Source organism: Pseudomonas sp. FSL R10-1350 (assembly GCF_009600525.1).
GTDB classification, from domain to species: domain Bacteria; phylum Pseudomonadota; class Gammaproteobacteria; order Pseudomonadales; family Pseudomonadaceae; genus Aquipseudomonas; species Aquipseudomonas helleri.
Window position 1 is genome coordinate 1 of record NZ_WIVR01000040.1, and the last position, 16,087, is coordinate 16,087.

The 16,087-nt window shown below is 59.5% G+C and carries 16 protein-coding genes; 7 read left to right on the top strand and 9 right to left on the bottom strand.

What is annotated here, in order from left to right; all coding sequences use genetic code 11:
• Positions 1–199: hypothetical protein (locus GHO25_RS26145; protein ID WP_178110119.1), on the bottom strand; the 199-nt coding region annotated here is incomplete at its 3' end.
• A 252-nt stretch (positions 200–451) separates the two neighbouring features.
• On the opposite strand from GHO25_RS26145, the gene GHO25_RS16995 reads away from it, so the two are divergent.
• Positions 452–1,366, top strand: a complete 915-nt coding sequence (locus tag GHO25_RS16995) for a hypothetical protein (RefSeq protein ID WP_048366865.1) — start codon at positions 452–454, stop codon at positions 1,364–1,366.
• Between the two features lie 138 nt (positions 1,367–1,504).
• Here the strand turns inward: GHO25_RS16995 and GHO25_RS17000 are convergent, their stop codons facing one another.
• Positions 1,505–1,969, bottom strand: coding sequence for an Lrp/AsnC family transcriptional regulator (locus tag GHO25_RS17000; RefSeq protein ID WP_048366866.1), 465 nt, complete (start codon positions 1,967–1,969; stop codon positions 1,505–1,507).
• Between the two features lie 127 nt (positions 1,970–2,096).
• Here GHO25_RS17000 and GHO25_RS17005 point away from each other — a divergent pair, with 127 nt between their 5' ends.
• The 6 genes from GHO25_RS17005 to GHO25_RS17030 all read left to right on the top strand — a co-directional run bounded on the left by GHO25_RS17005 (position 2,097) and on the right by GHO25_RS17030 (position 7,515).
• On the top strand, positions 2,097–2,423 hold the full coding sequence (locus GHO25_RS17005; RefSeq protein WP_153391375.1) for a hypothetical protein: 327 nt from the start codon (positions 2,097–2,099) through the stop codon (positions 2,421–2,423).
• A gap of 108 nt (positions 2,424–2,531) precedes the next feature.
• Positions 2,532–4,298, top strand: coding sequence for a GspE/PulE family protein (locus GHO25_RS17010; protein WP_153391377.1), 1,767 nt, complete (start codon positions 2,532–2,534; stop codon positions 4,296–4,298).
• A gap of 107 nt (positions 4,299–4,405) precedes the next feature.
• A complete protein-coding gene (locus GHO25_RS17015) occupies positions 4,406–5,326 on the top strand; it encodes an SPFH domain-containing protein (protein ID WP_048366869.1) in 921 nt (306 codons plus the stop codon).
• A 3-nt stretch (positions 5,327–5,329) separates the two neighbouring features.
• Complete coding sequence (locus GHO25_RS17020) at positions 5,330–5,779, top strand: NfeD family protein (protein WP_048366870.1); 450 nt, start codon at positions 5,330–5,332, stop codon at positions 5,777–5,779.
• Between the two features lie 65 nt (positions 5,780–5,844).
• Entirely contained in the window at positions 5,845–6,156 is a 312-nt protein-coding gene (locus GHO25_RS17025; protein WP_048388849.1) for a DUF2388 domain-containing protein, read from the top strand.
• Positions 6,157–6,372: 216 nt separating this feature from the next.
• A complete protein-coding gene (locus GHO25_RS17030) occupies positions 6,373–7,515 on the top strand; it encodes a DegT/DnrJ/EryC1/StrS aminotransferase family protein (protein WP_048366872.1) in 1,143 nt (380 codons plus the stop codon).
• An 88-nt stretch (positions 7,516–7,603) separates the two neighbouring features.
• Here the strand turns inward: GHO25_RS17030 and gcvH are convergent, their stop codons facing one another.
• The 7 genes from gcvH to pepP all read right to left on the bottom strand — a co-directional run bounded on the left by gcvH (position 7,604) and on the right by pepP (position 16,085).
• On the bottom strand, positions 7,604–7,987 hold the full coding sequence (gene gcvH, locus GHO25_RS17035; RefSeq protein WP_153391379.1) for a glycine cleavage system protein GcvH: 384 nt from the start codon (positions 7,985–7,987) through the stop codon (positions 7,604–7,606).
• Positions 7,988–8,049: 62 nt separating this feature from the next.
• Complete coding sequence (gcvT, locus tag GHO25_RS17040; RefSeq protein ID WP_153391381.1) at positions 8,050–9,132, bottom strand: glycine cleavage system aminomethyltransferase GcvT; 1,083 nt, start codon at positions 9,130–9,132, stop codon at positions 8,050–8,052.
• 156 nt (positions 9,133–9,288) lie between these two features.
• Entirely contained in the window at positions 9,289–10,905 is a 1,617-nt protein-coding gene (locus GHO25_RS17045; protein WP_178110120.1) for an iron ABC transporter permease, read from the bottom strand.
• Positions 10,906–11,051: 146 nt separating this feature from the next.
• The gene (locus GHO25_RS17050; protein ID WP_153391385.1) at positions 11,052–12,053 is read right to left on the bottom strand and encodes an extracellular solute-binding protein; all 1,002 of its coding nucleotides are present in this window, start codon (positions 12,051–12,053) and stop codon (positions 11,052–11,054) included.
• A 206-nt stretch (positions 12,054–12,259) separates the two neighbouring features.
• Positions 12,260–13,480, bottom strand: a complete 1,221-nt coding sequence (locus tag GHO25_RS17055) for a 2-octaprenyl-3-methyl-6-methoxy-1,4-benzoquinol hydroxylase (RefSeq protein ID WP_178110123.1) — start codon at positions 13,478–13,480, stop codon at positions 12,260–12,262.
• 86 nt (positions 13,481–13,566) lie between these two features.
• Complete coding sequence (ubiH, locus tag GHO25_RS17060) at positions 13,567–14,754, bottom strand: 2-octaprenyl-6-methoxyphenyl hydroxylase (protein ID WP_153391389.1); 1,188 nt, start codon at positions 14,752–14,754, stop codon at positions 13,567–13,569.
• Entirely contained in the window at positions 14,751–16,085 is a 1,335-nt protein-coding gene (pepP, locus tag GHO25_RS17065) for a Xaa-Pro aminopeptidase (protein WP_153391391.1), read from the bottom strand. The genes ubiH and pepP overlap by 4 nt, the downstream gene beginning before the upstream one ends.
• Positions 16,086–16,087: the final 2 nt, after the last annotated feature.

Sequence of the window (16,087 nt, forward strand, 5' to 3'; positions counted from 1 at the left end):
AGCCAGCGCCGTTTCTGCGCCACTGCTGTGGTCGAGCGTGACGTACTGATAAGTCTGGCTGGCAGCAGGCGCGGGCGGCGCACTGGGCAATTACATGGGCAACAAAAGCGATGCCGATGATCGCCGCGCCCGTGACCGTGACGACCACCGGGGTCGTGGCCATGCCTACGGTCATCACCAGAAAAGAAAGCACCGTCATCATTGATACCCCACAAACGGGAGGCCAAGGCCTCCCGTTTTGTTTGGCTCACCGCGTACCCCGGCTAATTGTTTCAATGCATTACGCCCGTCTTTATTTGCCCGAATCATGCAGGCTGCATGATTGTCCGTTTTACTCAAAAACCTATCCTGTTGATAAACCTCAAGTTATCGGCAAAACCCGGCTTGGCATGGCCCCTGCAATTCCCTGAATGAAGGCTGCACCTCATTTCATTTCAGGAGCACAACAATAATGATCGGGACGACAGAGCACTATCCTCCTGCCCCGCAGGATTCCTCCAACCAGTCAGGCGTGTCCTGGGCCGCTATTTTTGCGGGCGCCGCGGCCGCGGCTTCACTCTCTTTGCTGCTGATTTTGCTGGGTGCCGGATTGGGTTTTTCGGCCGTTTCACCGTGGGCAGATGAAGGCGTTGGCGCCAAGGCGCTGGGCTTTACTGCGATTATCTGGCTGGCCGTGACGCAAATCATTGCCTCAGGCATGGGCGGTTACCTGGCCGGTCGCCTGCGGGTCAAATGGTCCAGCATGCACGGCGATGAAGTGTACTTTCGCGACACCGCGCACGGCTTCTTGTCGTGGGCAGTGGCCACGCTGGTGTCTGCGGTACTGATCGCAAGCTCCTTGAGCAGTGTTGTCGGCAGCGGCGTTCAGGCGACGGCTAACGTGGCTTCCGGTGCGGCCTCAGCTGTCACCAGTGCAGCCGGTGAGCACATGCGCAAAGGCGGCGGCGATAAAGGCCCGGAATATTTCATCGACAGCCTGTTTCGCAATGACCAAGGCACAGCCCTCAGCGAGCAAGATGTGCGCAGCGTCGTAAGCCGCATCCTGGTGCGCGGCCTGCATGACGGCGAGCTGAACGCCGAGGACCGCAGCTACCTGGCGCAGATCGTCGCCCAGCGTACCAACCTGACTCAGCCAGAGGCCGAGCAACGGGTTGACCAAGTCTACGCCAAAGCCCATCAAGCCATTGAAGACGCCAAGGTCAAAGCCAAAGAAGCCGCTGACATGGCTGCCAAAGCCGCTGCCTGGAGCACCTTGTGGGCCTTCATCACACTGCTGCTCGGCGCGTTCTTTGCCAGCCTGTGTGCAACCTTTGGTGGTCGCCGTCGTGATGCCGTGACCTACCTCACCACCACCATTGACCGTTAATTCTGGAGAATAAAAATGCGCTCGATTCTGTTGTTTTTTCTCGGCATCCCAATCCCGATCATCATCCTGATTGCGCTGTTTGTTCACTGACAGCCTGAACAATGGCCTTCCTCGCGAAGGCCATTTTTTTGCTTTGATTTAAACCGGCAGGCACGTGGTGGATTTGATCTCAGACAGCGCAACGATTGAGTTCACCTCTTGGATACCCGGCACCATTGACAGCTTTTCGAAGAAGAAGCGCTCATACGCCTCAATGTCAGCCGTGACGATACGCAGCAAAAAGTCCACCGCCCCCATCAGCACATAACACTCCAGCACTTCAGGAAACCCGCGAATGGCGTCGGTGAATTCGGTGAAGTTGGAGCGCCCGTGCGCGTTGAGTTTGATCTCGGCAAAAATCTGCGTGTTGAGGCCGATTTTCTTGCGGTCCAGCAAGGTCACTTGCCCGCGAATAATGCCCTCGTCTTTCATCCGCTGAATGCGCCGCCAGCACGGTGATTGCGACAACCCCACCTGTTCGGCGATCTGTGCGCTGGACAGCGAAGCGTCTTCTTGCAGCAGCGCGAGGATGCGCCGGTCGTAAGCGTCGAGTTCGCCTTGCATAAAAATACCTTTGGATAAGTTATTGACGACCTGAGTAAGTCTTTCTTTCGCGTAATCGCTGCATCTTAGATAAAAAAAACCGCGCCCGACGTGTAAATATTTCTCCAGCCTAATCAGGAGTCATCCCATGCCGCCGCTGGAAGCCGTCCACCCCTCAACCCGCCCCGATGTCTGGGCCAACAATGCAGCGCCGTGTGCGGTGCGGTTTTGTATTCAGGCAGAGGCCGAAGCGGATGTGTTGTGCCGGGTGCTCAACCTGTTCGCCTTGCAGCAGCTCGTGCCCCGGCACGTTGAGGTGCTCCGCGATGACGACAGTTTCAGCATCAACATCGTCAGTGACGAGCAAAGCTGGCACCGCGCCCAAGTGATTGGCGAAAAATTGCGCAATCTGATCAGTGTCTTCGCCATGACGCTCGAACTCGACCAGCCTGCCAGGGCTGCATTGACCGGGTAATAGCTGGCAACCATTGCGCAAGCCTTCATCAGCTCCAGATGACTAGGCTTCAAACACACAGACAAGGAACCGTCTGCGCAGTGTTTGAAGTCGCCCCAGGAGCTGTATATGCGCAATGCCCCGCCTCATGACCAATGGCTTACCCTCAAACAGCTGCTGCCCGTGCTGCTCGCTCAAGGTCGCCTGAGACAAAGCTGCGCCGAACACGCCTTAATCAGCAGCCGCGAGCCACTCAATGCCCCGTTGCATCCGCTGGTCTTTCTGGCCAATCAACAGCTTGCAGACCCCACCCGCCCCGGTAAACGCCTGGACCTCGAAACCCTGACCGCGTGGCTCGCTGATGAATTCGCCCAACCGTACCTGCGCCTCGACCCGCTCAAAATCGATGTGGCGACGGTCACCGGGCTGATGTCATTTGCCTTCGCCCAGCGTCATCAAATCCTCGCCGTGGCCGCCGATGAACACACCATCACCATTGCCAGCGCCCAGCCTTGGGTCAGCAGTTGGGAGGCCGACCTCAAACAGGTGCTCAAGCGCCCCATCCGGCGGGTGATTGCCAACCCCCAGGAGATCCAGCGCCTGAGTGTGGAGTTTTTCAACGTGGCCAAGTCGGTGACGGGGGCGGTGCTCAATGATCAAAAAACCAGCAATACGGCCAACCTTGAGCAACTTTTAACGCTGGGCAGCGCCAGCCAGGAGCCCGACGCCAACGACGCGCACATTGTGAATATCGTCGACTGGCTGTTTCAGTACGCCTTTGAACAGCGGGCCAGCGATATCCATATCGAGCCGCGCCGCGAACAGGGTGGCGTGCGTTTTCGCATCGACGGCGTGCTGCACACCGTTTACCAATTCCCGCCGCACGTCACCATGGCCATTGTCAGCCGCCTCAAGAGCTTGGGCCGGATGAACGTCGCCGAAAAGCGCAAACCCCAGGACGGCCGCCTCAAAACCAAAACCCCGGCCGGGGCTGAAGTCGAGCTGCGTCTGGCCACCTTGCCGACGGCCTTCGGCGAAAAGATGGTCATGCGTATTTTCGACCCGCAGGTCTTGCTCAAAAGCTTCGACCAACTGGGCTTTGACGGCGAAGATCTGCAGCGTTGGGAACACATGATCCGCCAGCCCAACGGCATCATCCTGATCACCGGCCCCACCGGTTCAGGTAAAACCAGCACCCTGTACGCCACCCTCAAGCAATTGGCCACCCCGCAGATCAACCTGTGCACCCTCGAAGACCCGATCGAAATGATTGAGCCCGCCTTCAACCAGATGCAGGTGCAAACCAATATCGACCTGACCTTCGCCAACGGCGTACGCGCCCTGATGCGCCAGGACCCGGACATCATCATGCTCGGCGAAATACGGGACCTCGAAACCGCCGAAGTGGCCATTCAGGCAGCGCTGACCGGCCACTTGGTGCTGTCCACTCTGCACACCAACGACGCGCCCAGCGCCATCAGCCGCCTACAAGAACTGGGGGTTGCGCCTTACTTGATCAAAGCCACGCTGCTGGGCGTGATGGCCCAACGACTGGTGCGCACCCTGTGCCCCGAGTGCAAGACCGAGCAGCCCGTGCAGGCGCACGACTGGCAGCACTTCGCCCCCGGTTGGGGCCACCCGCCTCCCGCTCATACCTACAAGGCCAATGGCTGCATGGCGTGCCGGGACACGGGCTATTGCGGGCGCTCCGGGGTGTACGAAATCATGCTGATGAACGACCGCCTGAGTGCGCTGATCAACCCGCAAACCGACATCAACGCCCTGCGCCGCGACGCCTGCATTGAAGGAATGCGGCCACTAAGAATCGCAGCTGCACAAAAAGTGACCAGCGGCATGACCACGCTGGAAGAAGCCTTGCGTGTAACACCGGCGTGATGGACTTATCTTGACTAAAATTTAAACAGTTAAGCCGTTTACAAGCAGGTTACCCTGCGCTCGGGCTGAGTTTTTCTCGGTCGATCCATCACAGACAAGGAAGGGTTATGCAAGTAGGTTCAGTGGTTCTGTTGTTTGTCGTACTGGCTATCGCCGTGCTCTTCATGGGCTTCAAGGTTGTCCCACAGGGTTATCAGTGGACAGTGGAGCGTTTTGGCCGATACACCAACACCCTTAAACCCGGCCTGAACATCATCATCCCGGTGATGGACCGCATCGGACGCAAGATCAACGTGATGGAAAGCGTGCTGGATATTCCGCCGCAGGAGGTCATTACCGCCGACAACGCCACCGTTCAAATTGATGCCGTGTGTTTTTTCCAGGTGGTTAATACGGCTCAGGCAGCGTACGAGGTTAACAACCTTGAGCACGCCATTCGCAACCTGCTGCAGACCAACATCCGCACAGTGCTCGGCTCGATGGAGCTAGACGCCATGCTCAGCCAGCGTGACGGGATCAACGAAAAGCTGTTGCGCACGGTCGATGAAGCAACTGCACCCTGGGGCATCAAAATCACCCGGATCGAGATCAAAGACATCAGCCCGCCCGCAGACCTGATGGCGGCAATGTCAGGGCAGATGAAAGCAGAGCGCATCAAGCGTGCACAGATCCTTGAGGCCGAAGGCCTGCGAGCCTCTGCGATCTTGACCGCCGAAGGTAAAAAACAGGCACAGATCCTCGAAGCCGAAGGCGGTCGTCAGGCAGCGTTCCTGGAATCTGAAGCCCGCGAACGTCAGGCCGAAGCAGAAGCCCGCGCGACACAAGTGGTTTCCGAAGCCATTGCCAACGGCAACGTACAAGCGATCAATTACTTTGTGGCGCAAAAGTACATTGATGCACTGGGCAAGCTCGCCTCTGCTGACAACAGTAAAGTTATCCTCATGCCACTGGAAGCCAGCCAGGTGATCGGCGCTGTAGGCGGCATCGGCGAGATCGTCAAAGCCACTTTCGACAACAAAAAGGCCTGAGGTATGTGGGAGTTCATGCAAAACCTCAGCTATTGGGACTGGTTGGCACTGGGCACCGTCCTGCTGATTCTGGAAGTGTTCGGCGCAGGCGGTTATCTGCTGTGGGTGGGCATTGCCGGGATTATTGTCGGTGTGGTGACCTTCCTGATACCCGCATTGTCTTGGGCGTTGCAACTCCCACTGTTTGGCATACTGGCGATCCTGACGGCGGTGTTCTGGTGGAAACGCCAGCGCAACATCGTCGCCCGCAGCGATCAACCTGAACTCAACAGTCGCGGCCACGAATTGATCGGCCGCACATTTGTTGTTCAACAAGCCATTGTGGAAGGTCGGGGCAAAATCAAGGTGGGTGACAGCGTGTGGATGGCGGTCGGCCCGGATGCTGAGGTAGGCACGCCGGTACGCGTTACGGCTCAACATGGAACCGTGTTAAGCGTTGAAATTGTGACGTGAGGTAACGGAACTCCCTGTCGGTTACTACAATCAAACAGGTAGCTAACCTTTTTGGAGTTCCTCTCATGCGCCTCAAATATGCTGTCGCCGCTGCTGCACTGTTGTCCCTTCCTGTTTCAGCCATGGCCGACGGCTTTTGGCGTGACGTCTTGTCTTCAGGGGCGACGACCGGTTCGACGTACCTGACCTTCAAAAAAGACCGCAAAGTGATTGCCGCTCAAGACGACGCGGGCAGCTTTGTCGCCAGCAACGGCGAAATTCGTGGGCCTTATCTGGAGTCGGCGATGCAGCAAGTGCGCTCTGACAACCCGAACATGAAAGTCAGCGACATGGATCTGGCTAACGCGATTCTGGTCAAGAACGCCACCTCAGAGTAACCCCTGAACCTGTAGCAGTTGCCGAGCCTGCGAGGCTACGTGCATTTAGGGTTTACGATCGCTGCGCAATCGGACGTAGCCTCGCAGGCTCGGCAACTGCTACGGGACCGTTAGACCTACACGCTCATTCAGCTTTCATACAGAATTTTCACCGGCTGTGAACAACGCGCTGGGTATGCTTTACTCACCCAAATTCACATCGGACGTCTAGCCTCTATGAGTTCCCTGCCTTTCCTGCCGTTTTCCAAACCCACCATTGATGAAGCCACTATTGCTGCCGTCGGCGACGTGTTGCGCTCGGGCTGGATCACCAGCGGGCCAAAGGTTCAGGCGTTCGAGGCGCAGTTGTCCGAGTACTTTGGCGGGCGCCCGGTGCGCACGTTCAACTCCGGCACGTGCACCATGGAAATCGCCCTGCGCATCGCCGGTATCGGTGCGGGCGACGAGGTGATCACCACGCCTATTTCGTGGGTAGCCACCGCTAACGTGATCATCGAAGTCGGCGCCACCCCGGTGTTTGCAGACATCGACCCGGTGACCCGCAACATCGACCTGGCCAAGGTTGAAGCGGCCATCACGCCACGTACCAAAGCCATTATTCCGGTGTACCTGTCGGGCTTGCCTGTCGACATGGATGCGCTCTACGCACTGGCGAAAAAACACAACCTGCGCGTTGTCGAAGACGCCGCTCAAGCCCTGGGTTCGAGCTGGCAAGGTCAGCGCATTGGCGCTCGCGGTGATTTCGTGTCGTTCAGCTTCCAGGCCAACAAGAACATCACCTCGTCCGAGGGCGGTTGTCTGGTTCTGAACAACGAAGAAGAGGCCCGTCTGGCCGAGAAATATCGCCTGCAAGGCGTTACTCGCACCGGTTTTGACGGCCTGGATGTGGACGTGCTGGGTGGCAAGTTCAACATGACCGACATCGCAGCGGCGATCGGCCTGGGCCAATTTGCCCACATCGAAGCCATCACGGCGCATCGCCGTGAGCTGGCCAAGCATTACTTCGACTGCTTCGGCGCGGATTTTGAAGCCGAGTACGGCGCACAACTGCCGGTGGCTGACTTCACCAACACCAACTGGCACTTGTTCCAACTGGTCTTGCCCGAGCGCAAAGACGGCCAGCCGGCACGTGCGACCTTTATGAAAGAAATGCAGGCGTTGGGCGTCGGCATCGGCTACCACTACCCGCCGATTCACTTGCTGAGCTTGTACCGTGAGCGCGGGTTCAAGGAAGGGATGTTGCCGGTGGCCGAACGTGTAGGACGTTTAATCGTATCGCTGCCGATGTTTACCGCCATGACCAAGGCCGATGTCGAGCGTTCAGTAGCGGCGGTTAAAGCCGTACTCAAAGACGCTTAACACCCAAAACTCTGTAGGAGCGAGCTCGCCTCGCGATCTTTTAAAAGATCAAAAGATCGCGAGGCGAGCTCGCTCCTACAGGTTGAGGTTACTCGCCGATCGCGGCTTTGTACCCGGCAGCGTCCAGCAGTTTTTCCAGCTCAGCGGTGTTGTCTGGCTTGAGCTTGAAGATCCAGCTGGCGTACGAATCGCTGTTCAGCCCTTCAGGGGCATCTGCCAACTCGCCATTGACTGCAATCACTTCGCCCGACACCGGCGAGTAAATGTCCGAAGCAGCTTTTACCGACTCAACCACGCCCGCTGCCTCGCCTGCAGCGAACACTGTGCCCACTTCCGGCAGCTCAACAAACACCACATCCCCCAGCGCTTCTTGAGCGTGGTCGCTGATACCGACGGTAATCGAGCCATCAGCTTCCAGACGTGCCCACTCGTGACTTTCAGCAAAGCGCAGGTCCGCAGGGATATTGCTCATATTCAGTGTCCTCAAGAAGAAATGTCAGCGGCTCACACGGTATGTAAGCCTGCCAGTAAACGTTAGATCAAGGCTTTGCCAAGACGTACAAAAGTCGGTTTAACCACGCGAACCGGGTACCACTTGCCACGAATTTCAACCTCGGCACGGTCAGCCGTTGCCATCGGAACTCGCGCCAATGCAATCGATTTGCTTAGCGTAGGAGAGAAGCTACCACTGGTGATCTCTCCTTCGCCAACATCTGCGATGCGAACGACCTGATGTGCGCGCAGGACGCCGCGCTCTTCCAGCACCAAACCCACCAGTTTGAGCCGTGAACCGCTGGCCTTTTCTGCCTCCAGCGCTTCGCGCCCGATGAAGTTGCGCGAGGCGGGCTCCCAGGCGATAGTCCACGCCATATTGGCTGAAAGGGGCGAGACAGACAGGTGAATATCCTGCCCATACAGGTTCATGCCGGCCTCAAGGCGCAAGGTATCGCGGGCGCCCAAGCCTATCGGAGAAATGCCGGCGCCGACCAGATCGTTAAAAAACGCGGGCGCTTGATCGGCCGGGAGCACAATTTCCAGGCCGTCTTCACCGGTATAGCCGGTGCGGGCGATAAACCAATCGCCGCTGACCTGCCCTTCAAAGGGCTTGAGCTGCTGAATAAGCTGGCTACGAGACTGGCTCACCAGCTCGGCCACTTTGTGCCGGGCCTGTGGGCCTTGAATGGCCAGCAGCGCCAACTCGGGGCGCTCATGCAACTGCACGGCGTAGCCGCCCAGGTGGCTGTTCATCCAGGCCAGGTCCTGATCGCGAGTAGCGGCGTTGACGATAAGCCGATAACCCGTCGGCATCAGGTAGACGATCATGTCGTCCACCACTCCGCCGTTTTCGTTGAGCATGGCGCTATACAGTGCGCGGCCGGGTGTGTTCAGACGTTCGACATCGTTTGCCAACAAATGCTGTAGCCATTCCTTGGCCTGATCCCCGGTGACGTCAATCACGGTCATATGCGAGACATCAAAAACCCCACAGTCGCGGCGCACCTCGTGGTGTTCCTCAACTTGCGAGCCGTAATGCAAGGGCATATCCCAACCGCCAAAATCGACCATTTTCGCGCCTAGGGCGAGATGCAGGTCATACAGAGGCGTACGCTGTCCCATGGGTTTCTCCTTCCGGGCTTGGCGAAGGTGCGGACAGGCTTGTAGAACGTTTGAGGCTGTTGAAACAGGCCTTTGCGCGTTTAACAAACGACCTGGCCTGACAGACAGACCGCACCGAATGCCGCGCATTGTAGCCGTATGCAGGAGGACTGGCACCTAACCGTTGCGATGGGCCGAGCGGCGAATCAGGCCGATCACCGGTAGCAAACCCACCAGCACCAAGGTCAATGCTGGCAGGGACGCTCGCGCCCACTCGCCCTCGCTGGTCATCTCAAAGATCCGTACCGCCAGCGTGTCCCAGCCGAATGGGCGCATCAGCAAGGTGGCAGGCATCTCTTTGAGTACATCGACAAACACCAGCAGCGCAGCGCTCAGAGTGCCCGGCAGGAGTAACGGCAGATACACTTTGAAAAACAGTCGCGGGCCACTTACACCCAGGCTGCGGGCCGCCTCGGGCAAAGACGGTCGAATCCGCGCCAGGCTATTTTCCAGCGGGCCATAGGCCACTGCGATAAAACGCACCAAATACGCCAGCAGCAACGCCGACAAACTGCCCAGCAACAGCGGCTTGCCCGCCCCGCCCAACCAGCCCGACACCGGCACCACCAGCTCGCGGTCCAGGTAGCTGAAGGCCAACATGATCGACACCGCCAACACCGAGCCCGGCAAGGCATACCCGAGATTCGCCAGGCTGACCCCGGCGCGAATCGCCGGGGTCGGCGCCTGACGCCGGGCAAACGCCAGCACCAGCGCCACGCAGACGGTAATCAGCGCGGCCATGCTGCCCAGATACAGGGTGTGCAGGATCAGCCCGGTGTAGCGCTCATCCAGGTCAAAGCGCCCGCGCTGCCAGAACCACACCATCAATTGCAGCAGCGGGATGACAAAGGCGCAGGCAAACACCAGCAGGCACCAGCCGCTGGCCAGCCAGGCTTTGGGGCCGCGCAAGTGATACAGGGCCTTGATCCGTGGCCGCTCGTTGCTGGCCCGGCTGGTACCCCGCGCCCGGCGTTCACCGTAAAGCACGACCATCACTACCAGCAGCAACAGGCTGGCCAGTTGGGCGGCAGTCGACAGGCTGAAAAAGCCGTACCAGGTTTTGTAGATCGCCGTGGTAAAGGTGTCGAAGTTGAACACCGAGACGGCGCCAAAATCGGCCAGGGTTTCCATCAGCGCCAACGCCACACCGGCGCCAATGGCCGGGCGTGCCATGGGTAAAGCGACCCGCCAAAACGCCTGCCACGGGCTTTGCCCCAGAATGCGGGCGGCTTCCATCAGGCCTTTGCCCTGGGCCAAAAAGGCGGTGCGCGCCAGCAGGTACACGTAGGGGTAGAACACCAGAATCAACACGATGATCACACCGCCCGTGGAGCGTACCCGAGGCAGCCGCAGGCCCATGCCAAACCATTCTCGCAACAGGGTTTGCACCGGCCCGGCGAAGTCCAGCAGGCCGACAAAGACAAACGCCAGCACATAAGCCGGAATCGCAAACGGCAGCATCAGCGCCCAGTCCAGCCAGCGCCTGCCGGGGAACTCGCAGAGGCTGGTCAGCCACGCCAGACTGACCCCGAGCAAGGTCACCCCAATGCCTACGCCGACAATCAGCGTCAGCGTGTTGCCCAGCAGGCGCGGCATCTGTGTGTCCCACAAATGGCTCCAGATCTGGCCGTCAATGTTTTGCCAGGACAGCAGCAAAACGCTCAGCGGCAGCAACACCAGAGCGGCAATGGTAAAGACCAGCGGATACCAGCGACGTTGGGCAGGATGGGCCACGAAAAACTCTCGGAAGGGTGTGGAAGTATCAGAAAACAATGTGGGAGCGGGCTTGCTCGCGATGCAGGCACCTCGGTCTCATCAGAAACCACGGTGATGCTATCGCGAGCAAGCCCGCTCCCACAGGTTTATGCGCTAAAACTAACTCAATTCCAGCCAGCGCGGTCCATCATGCGGATCGCTTCAGCCTGGCGCTTGCCCGCCACTTCAACCGGCAGTACGTCAGCCTTGAACTTGCCCCAGCTGGCCACTTCGGCCGAGGGCTCAACGCTCGGGTTGGCCGGGAATTCCTGGTTGGTGTCGGCAAAAATCGTTTGGGCTTCAGGGGTGGTCATCCACTCCACCAGCGCTTTGGCGGCGTCAGGGTGCGGCGCGTACTTGGTCAGGCCAATACCCGACAGGTTGACGTGAACCCCGCGGTCAGACTGGTTCGGCCAGAACAGTTTTACCGCCAGGTCAGGCTTTTGCTTGTGCAGGCGGCCGTAGTAGTAGGTGTTGACGATGCCGACGTCGCATTGCCCGGCGTTGATCGCTTCCAGCACCGCGATGTCATCGGAGAACACGTCGGTAGACAGGTTGTTGACCCAGCCTTTGAGGATCTCTTCAGTTTTTTGCGGGCCATTCACTTCGATCATGGTCGCGGTCAATGACTGGTTGTAGACCTTCTTCGCGGTGCGCAGGCACAGGCGCCCTTCCCACTTCTTGTCTGCCAGCTCTTCGTAGGTCGACAGCTCGTCTGGCTTGACCCGGTCAGAGGCGTAAGCGATGGTCCGTGCGCGCAGGCTCAAGCCCGTCCACTCATGGCTCGAGGAGCGGTATTGAGGCGGGATGTTTTTATCGATGATCTCGGACTTGATCGGCTGCAAGATGCCCATTTGCTCGGCTTGCCAGAGGTTACCGGCGTCTACGGTGAGCAACAGGTCAGCCGTGGCGTTTTGGCCTTCAGCCTTGATGCGCTGCATAAGCGGCGCTTCCTTGTCGGTGATGAACTTGACCTTGACCCCGGTTTTCGCGGTGTAGGCGTCAAATACCGGCTTGATCAGCTCGTCGATGCGCGAGGAATAAACCACCACTTCATCGGCAGCAAACACGCTGCTCCCGAACACGGTAAGGGCCAGGGCAGTCAGTAGACGCTTGGGTGCCAGCATGGAGGGCGGTCTCTCTAATGCGAATCGGGCGTAAATGGTAGTGAATCACATTTGCCAGCTCAACCGAACTCGCCCCCGAGGCGTTACCAGATGTTACAGATAGCCAAAATCCCCCTGTAGGAGCGAGCTTGCTCGCGATCTTTTGGTCTTTAAAAGATCGCGAGCAAGCTCGCTCCTACAAGGTCCGCGTTCGCGCAAAGGGTTATTTACAACGATTTGGCCAACGGCGGCAGGTCGCCGGTGAGGCCCAGCGCCTGGCGCACGAACAGGGCTTTGGCTTCGGGCATTTGGTTGACCCATTTCAAGCCGGTGTTGCGCACCAGCCGTGCCGTCAGCGAGTCCGACTGGAACAAGCGTTCAAAGCCTTCCATGGCCGCCATCAGCGCCAGGTTGTGGGGCATGCGACGCCGCTCGTAGCGGCTCAGTACCCGCACATCGGCCAGTCGCTCACCACGGTCCGCCGCGTGCAGAAGTACATCGGCCAGCACGGCGGCATCCAGAAAGCCCAAATTCACGCCCTGCCCGGCAAGCGGGTGAATGGTGTGCGCCGCATCACCGATCAGCGCCAGGCCTTCGGCCACATAGCGTTTGGCATGGCGTTGGCGCAGCGGCACGCACACTCGCGGGTCGGCACTGAGCACCGTGCCCAAGCGGCCTTCAAAGGCAAATTCCAGTTCGCGGCAAAACGCCTCGTCGTCCAGCGCCATCAACGCCTGCGCTTGTTCCGGGGTGGTCGACCAGACGATTGAACACCAATCTTGCTGACCTTCGCGCTCCAGCGGCAAAAACGCCAGCGGGCCATGGTCGGTGAAGCGCTGCCAGGCGGTCTGCTGATGCGCCTGTGCGCAACGCACGCTGGTGACGATGGCGTGATGCTGATAATCCCACTCGCGGGTCTCACAGCCGGTGAGGCGGCGCACAGCCGAGTTGGCGCCATCGGCGGCGATCACCAGCGGCGCGCGCAAGGTGCGGCCATCGGCCAGGGTCAGCAGCCAGTCATCGGCCGAACGGCGCATTTGTTCAAGGCGTGCATTGGCCAGCATCTGGATGCCGGAGTCTTGCAGACGCTCCAGCAACGCGTCCTGCACCACACGGTTTTCAACGATATGGCCCAGCACGTCAGCGTGCACACTGGCCGCCGAAAAGTGGATGTGCCCGGTGCCGCTGCCGTCCCACACGTGCATGTGCGAGTACGGGCTGGTGCGCCGTGCGCGAATACCCTCCCAGGCGCCAAGGCGTTGCAGGATGCGTTGGCTGGCGGCCGACAAGGCGCTGACCCGGGGTTCAAAGGTGTCTTGAGCGGTGAAGGGTTTGACGCTGAGCGGGCTGCCGTCGAGCAGCACCACGTTCAGCCCGCTGTCTTTGAGCGCCAGCGCCAAAGCGCTTCCGACCATTCCGGCCCCGACAATCAGCACATCTGCGCGCATTTCCATGCTTTAAGCCTGTCTCGCTAGCGGCCTGCGCCGCATCTAAAAAGGGTCGACACGGGGCACAGTAAACGCCCCGGCCGCTATCAGCTGTCTGCGCGCGTGCCCAGGCCCATGGCCTGACGGGCAAACCAGCGCTTGGCAGGCGGCAGTACATCGAGGCCCAGCAACCCCAGATTGCGGCCAAACGAAATCAGCGTCTGGTCACTGCCAAAAAGCCGCGTCACTTGATCGGAGAAGCCAATGGTCAACTGCTGGTCCAACTGCTGGCGCTGTTGATAACTCAGCAAGGTGGCCAGCTCGCCGGGCTTTTGCTCGCTGGCCAGCAAGGCATCGGCCAACGCCTGGGCGTCACGCAACGACAGGTTGAAGCCCTGACCGGCAATCGGGTGCAGGCTGTGCGCCGCGTTGCCCAACACCACCAGGTGCGGGCGTACCTGCTCTTCGGCTTCAACCAGCACCAGCGGGTACAAGTGGCGTGCGCCGACTTGTTCAAGGGTGCCCAGGCGATAGCCAAAAACGGCCTGCAACTCGCTGAGGAAACTGCGTTCATCGAGTGCCGCCAGACGCTGAGCGTCCATGCCCAGACGGGTCCAGACCAGCGCGCAGCGGTTGTCTGGCAGCGGCAGCAAGGCCATCGGCCCTTCGTCGGTAAAACGCTCAAACGCCATGCCGTCATGGGGCTGGCTGGTGGTGATGTTAGCGATCAGGGCGCTCTGGTCATAAGGCCGCTTGCGCACATGAATGCCCAACTGCTCGCGCAGGCCGGAACGCCCGCCATCGGCCAGCACCGCCAAGTCGCAATCGAGGGTGGTTTCGTCATTGAGGGTCAGGCGATAGCCATCCTCAAGCGGCTGCATGTGGATAACTTCAGCCGGGCATCGCCAGCTGATGACGTCCGGGTCCAGACTTTTCCACAGGCATTGGCCGAGCCAGGCATTTTCGACAACGTACCCGAGTGCGGGTACGCCTTCTTCGCTGGCCGACAAGCGCGCGGTAGAGAAACGCCCGCGATCGGACACATGAATGTCTTTGATCGGCTCGCCCCGTTCAACAATCGATTCCCACACGCCCAGGCGCTCATAAATAAGCCGGGCGCCATAGCTCAGCGCCGATGAACGGGCGTCGTAGCTCGGCTGGTAGGTGTTGCCGGGGGCGAAGGGTTCGATCAGCACGATCTTCCAGCCGCGCGCCTTGGCACCCGCTTGCAACGCCAAGGCCAGGCTGGCGCCGACCAGACCGCCACCAATAATTGCCAGATGGACGCGACTCATGCCGCGTTCGCTCGTGCGGCCGCCATCAAGGCTTCAATCTCGGCGACGGTTTTGGGCACGTCAGCGGTCAGGATTTCACAGCCATTTTTGGTGACCACAACGTCGTCCTCGATACGCACGCCGATCCCGCGCCATTTTTTGGCGACGTGCAGGTTATTCGGGCTGATGTAGATGCCAGGCTCAACGGTCAGGGTCATGCCGGGTTCCAGCACGCGCCACTCACCGCCCACTTTGTATTCGCCAACGTCATGCACATCGAGCCCCAGCCAATGGCCAGCCCGGTGCATGTAAAACGCTTTGTAGGCTTCGCTGGCAATCAGCTCGTCAACGTCGCCTTGCAACAGGCCCAGTTCAACCAGCCCGGCGGTGATCACCTGAACGGTTATTTCGTGGGCCTGGTTCCAGTGTTTGTTCGGCGCGATTTCGCTGAACGCAGCTTCTTGCGCGGCCAGCACCAGCTCATAGATGGCTTTTTGCTCGAGGGAGAACTGACCGCTTACCGGAAACGTACGGCTGATGTCACTGGCGTAGCAGTCGATCTCGCAGCCCGCATCGATCAGCACCAGGTCGCCGTCCTTGAGCGGGGCGTCGTTTTCCTGGTAGTGCAGGATGCAGCTGTTATCACCCGACGCGACGATCGAGCCATAAGCCGGCATTTTCGCGCCACTTTTACGGAATTCGTAATCCAGTTCGGCCTCCAGGCTGTACTCGTGCAGCCCGGCGCGGCTGGCCTGCATCGCACGGATATGCGCGCGGGCCGATATTTGCGCCGCGTGGCGCATGACCTTGATCTCTGCCGCCGATTTATACAGGCGCATGTCATGCAGCAGATGATCCAGCGCAACGAATTCGTTGGGCGGCTGGGCGCCGAGGCTGGCCTTGGAGCGAATGGTGTTGATCCACTCCATGAGGTGGCGGTCGAACTCGGGGTTGTTGCCCATCGCCGAATACACCCGGTCGCGGCCTTCAATCAGCCCCGGCAAAATGTCGTCAATGTCGGTGATCGGGAAAGCATCGTCTGCGCCAAAGTCACGCATGGCGCCCTCTTGCCCGGCGCGCAAACCGTCCCACAATTCGCGTTCGGCATTGCGTTCACGGCAAAAAAGCACGTACTCGCCGTGGGCACGGCCAGGGATCAGGACGATCACCGCCTGCGGCTCGGGGAAGCCGCTCAGGTACTGGAAGTTACTGTCCTGGCGGTACACATATTCAACGTCGCGATTGCGCACCGCCACTGCGGCAGCGGGCAGAATCGCAATGCTGTTGGGCTCCATCTGCGCCATGAGCGCCTTGCGGCGGCGGGTGTATTCCGATTTCGGGATATGGATCATGG

Excerpts from the sequence above, each read along its gene's own strand:
- ubiH (WP_153391389.1), bottom strand. The coding sequence starts at position 14,754 with ATGAGTCGCGTCCATCTGGCAATTATTGGTGGCGGTCTGGTCGGCGCC.
- GHO25_RS17025 (WP_048388849.1), top strand. The coding sequence starts at position 5,845 with ATGCGCCTCAAATATGCTGTCGCCGCTGCTGCACTGTTGTCCCTTCCT.
- GHO25_RS16995 (WP_048366865.1), top strand. The coding sequence starts at position 452 with ATGATCGGGACGACAGAGCACTATCCTCCTGCCCCGCAGGATTCCTCC.
- gcvT (WP_153391381.1), bottom strand. The coding sequence starts at position 9,132 with ATGGGACAGCGTACGCCTCTGTATGACCTGCATCTCGCCCTAGGCGCG.
- GHO25_RS17010 (WP_153391377.1), top strand. The coding sequence starts at position 2,532 with ATGCGCAATGCCCCGCCTCATGACCAATGGCTTACCCTCAAACAGCTG.
- gcvH (WP_153391379.1), bottom strand. The coding sequence starts at position 7,987 with ATGAGCAATATCCCTGCGGACCTGCGCTTTGCTGAAAGTCACGAGTGG.
- GHO25_RS17050 (WP_153391385.1), bottom strand. The coding sequence starts at position 12,053 with ATGCTGGCACCCAAGCGTCTACTGACTGCCCTGGCCCTTACCGTGTTC.
- GHO25_RS17005 (WP_153391375.1), top strand. The coding sequence starts at position 2,097 with ATGCCGCCGCTGGAAGCCGTCCACCCCTCAACCCGCCCCGATGTCTGG.
- pepP (WP_153391391.1), bottom strand. The coding sequence starts at position 16,085 with ATGATCCATATCCCGAAATCGGAATACACCCGCCGCCGCAAGGCGCTC.
- GHO25_RS17055 (WP_178110123.1), bottom strand. The coding sequence starts at position 13,480 with ATGCGCGCAGATGTGCTGATTGTCGGGGCCGGAATGGTCGGAAGCGCT.
- GHO25_RS17030 (WP_048366872.1), top strand. The coding sequence starts at position 6,373 with ATGAGTTCCCTGCCTTTCCTGCCGTTTTCCAAACCCACCATTGATGAA.
- GHO25_RS17000 (WP_048366866.1), bottom strand. The coding sequence starts at position 1,969 with ATGCAAGGCGAACTCGACGCTTACGACCGGCGCATCCTCGCGCTGCTG.
- GHO25_RS17020 (WP_048366870.1), top strand. The coding sequence starts at position 5,330 with ATGTGGGAGTTCATGCAAAACCTCAGCTATTGGGACTGGTTGGCACTG.
- GHO25_RS17015 (WP_048366869.1), top strand. The coding sequence starts at position 4,406 with ATGCAAGTAGGTTCAGTGGTTCTGTTGTTTGTCGTACTGGCTATCGCC.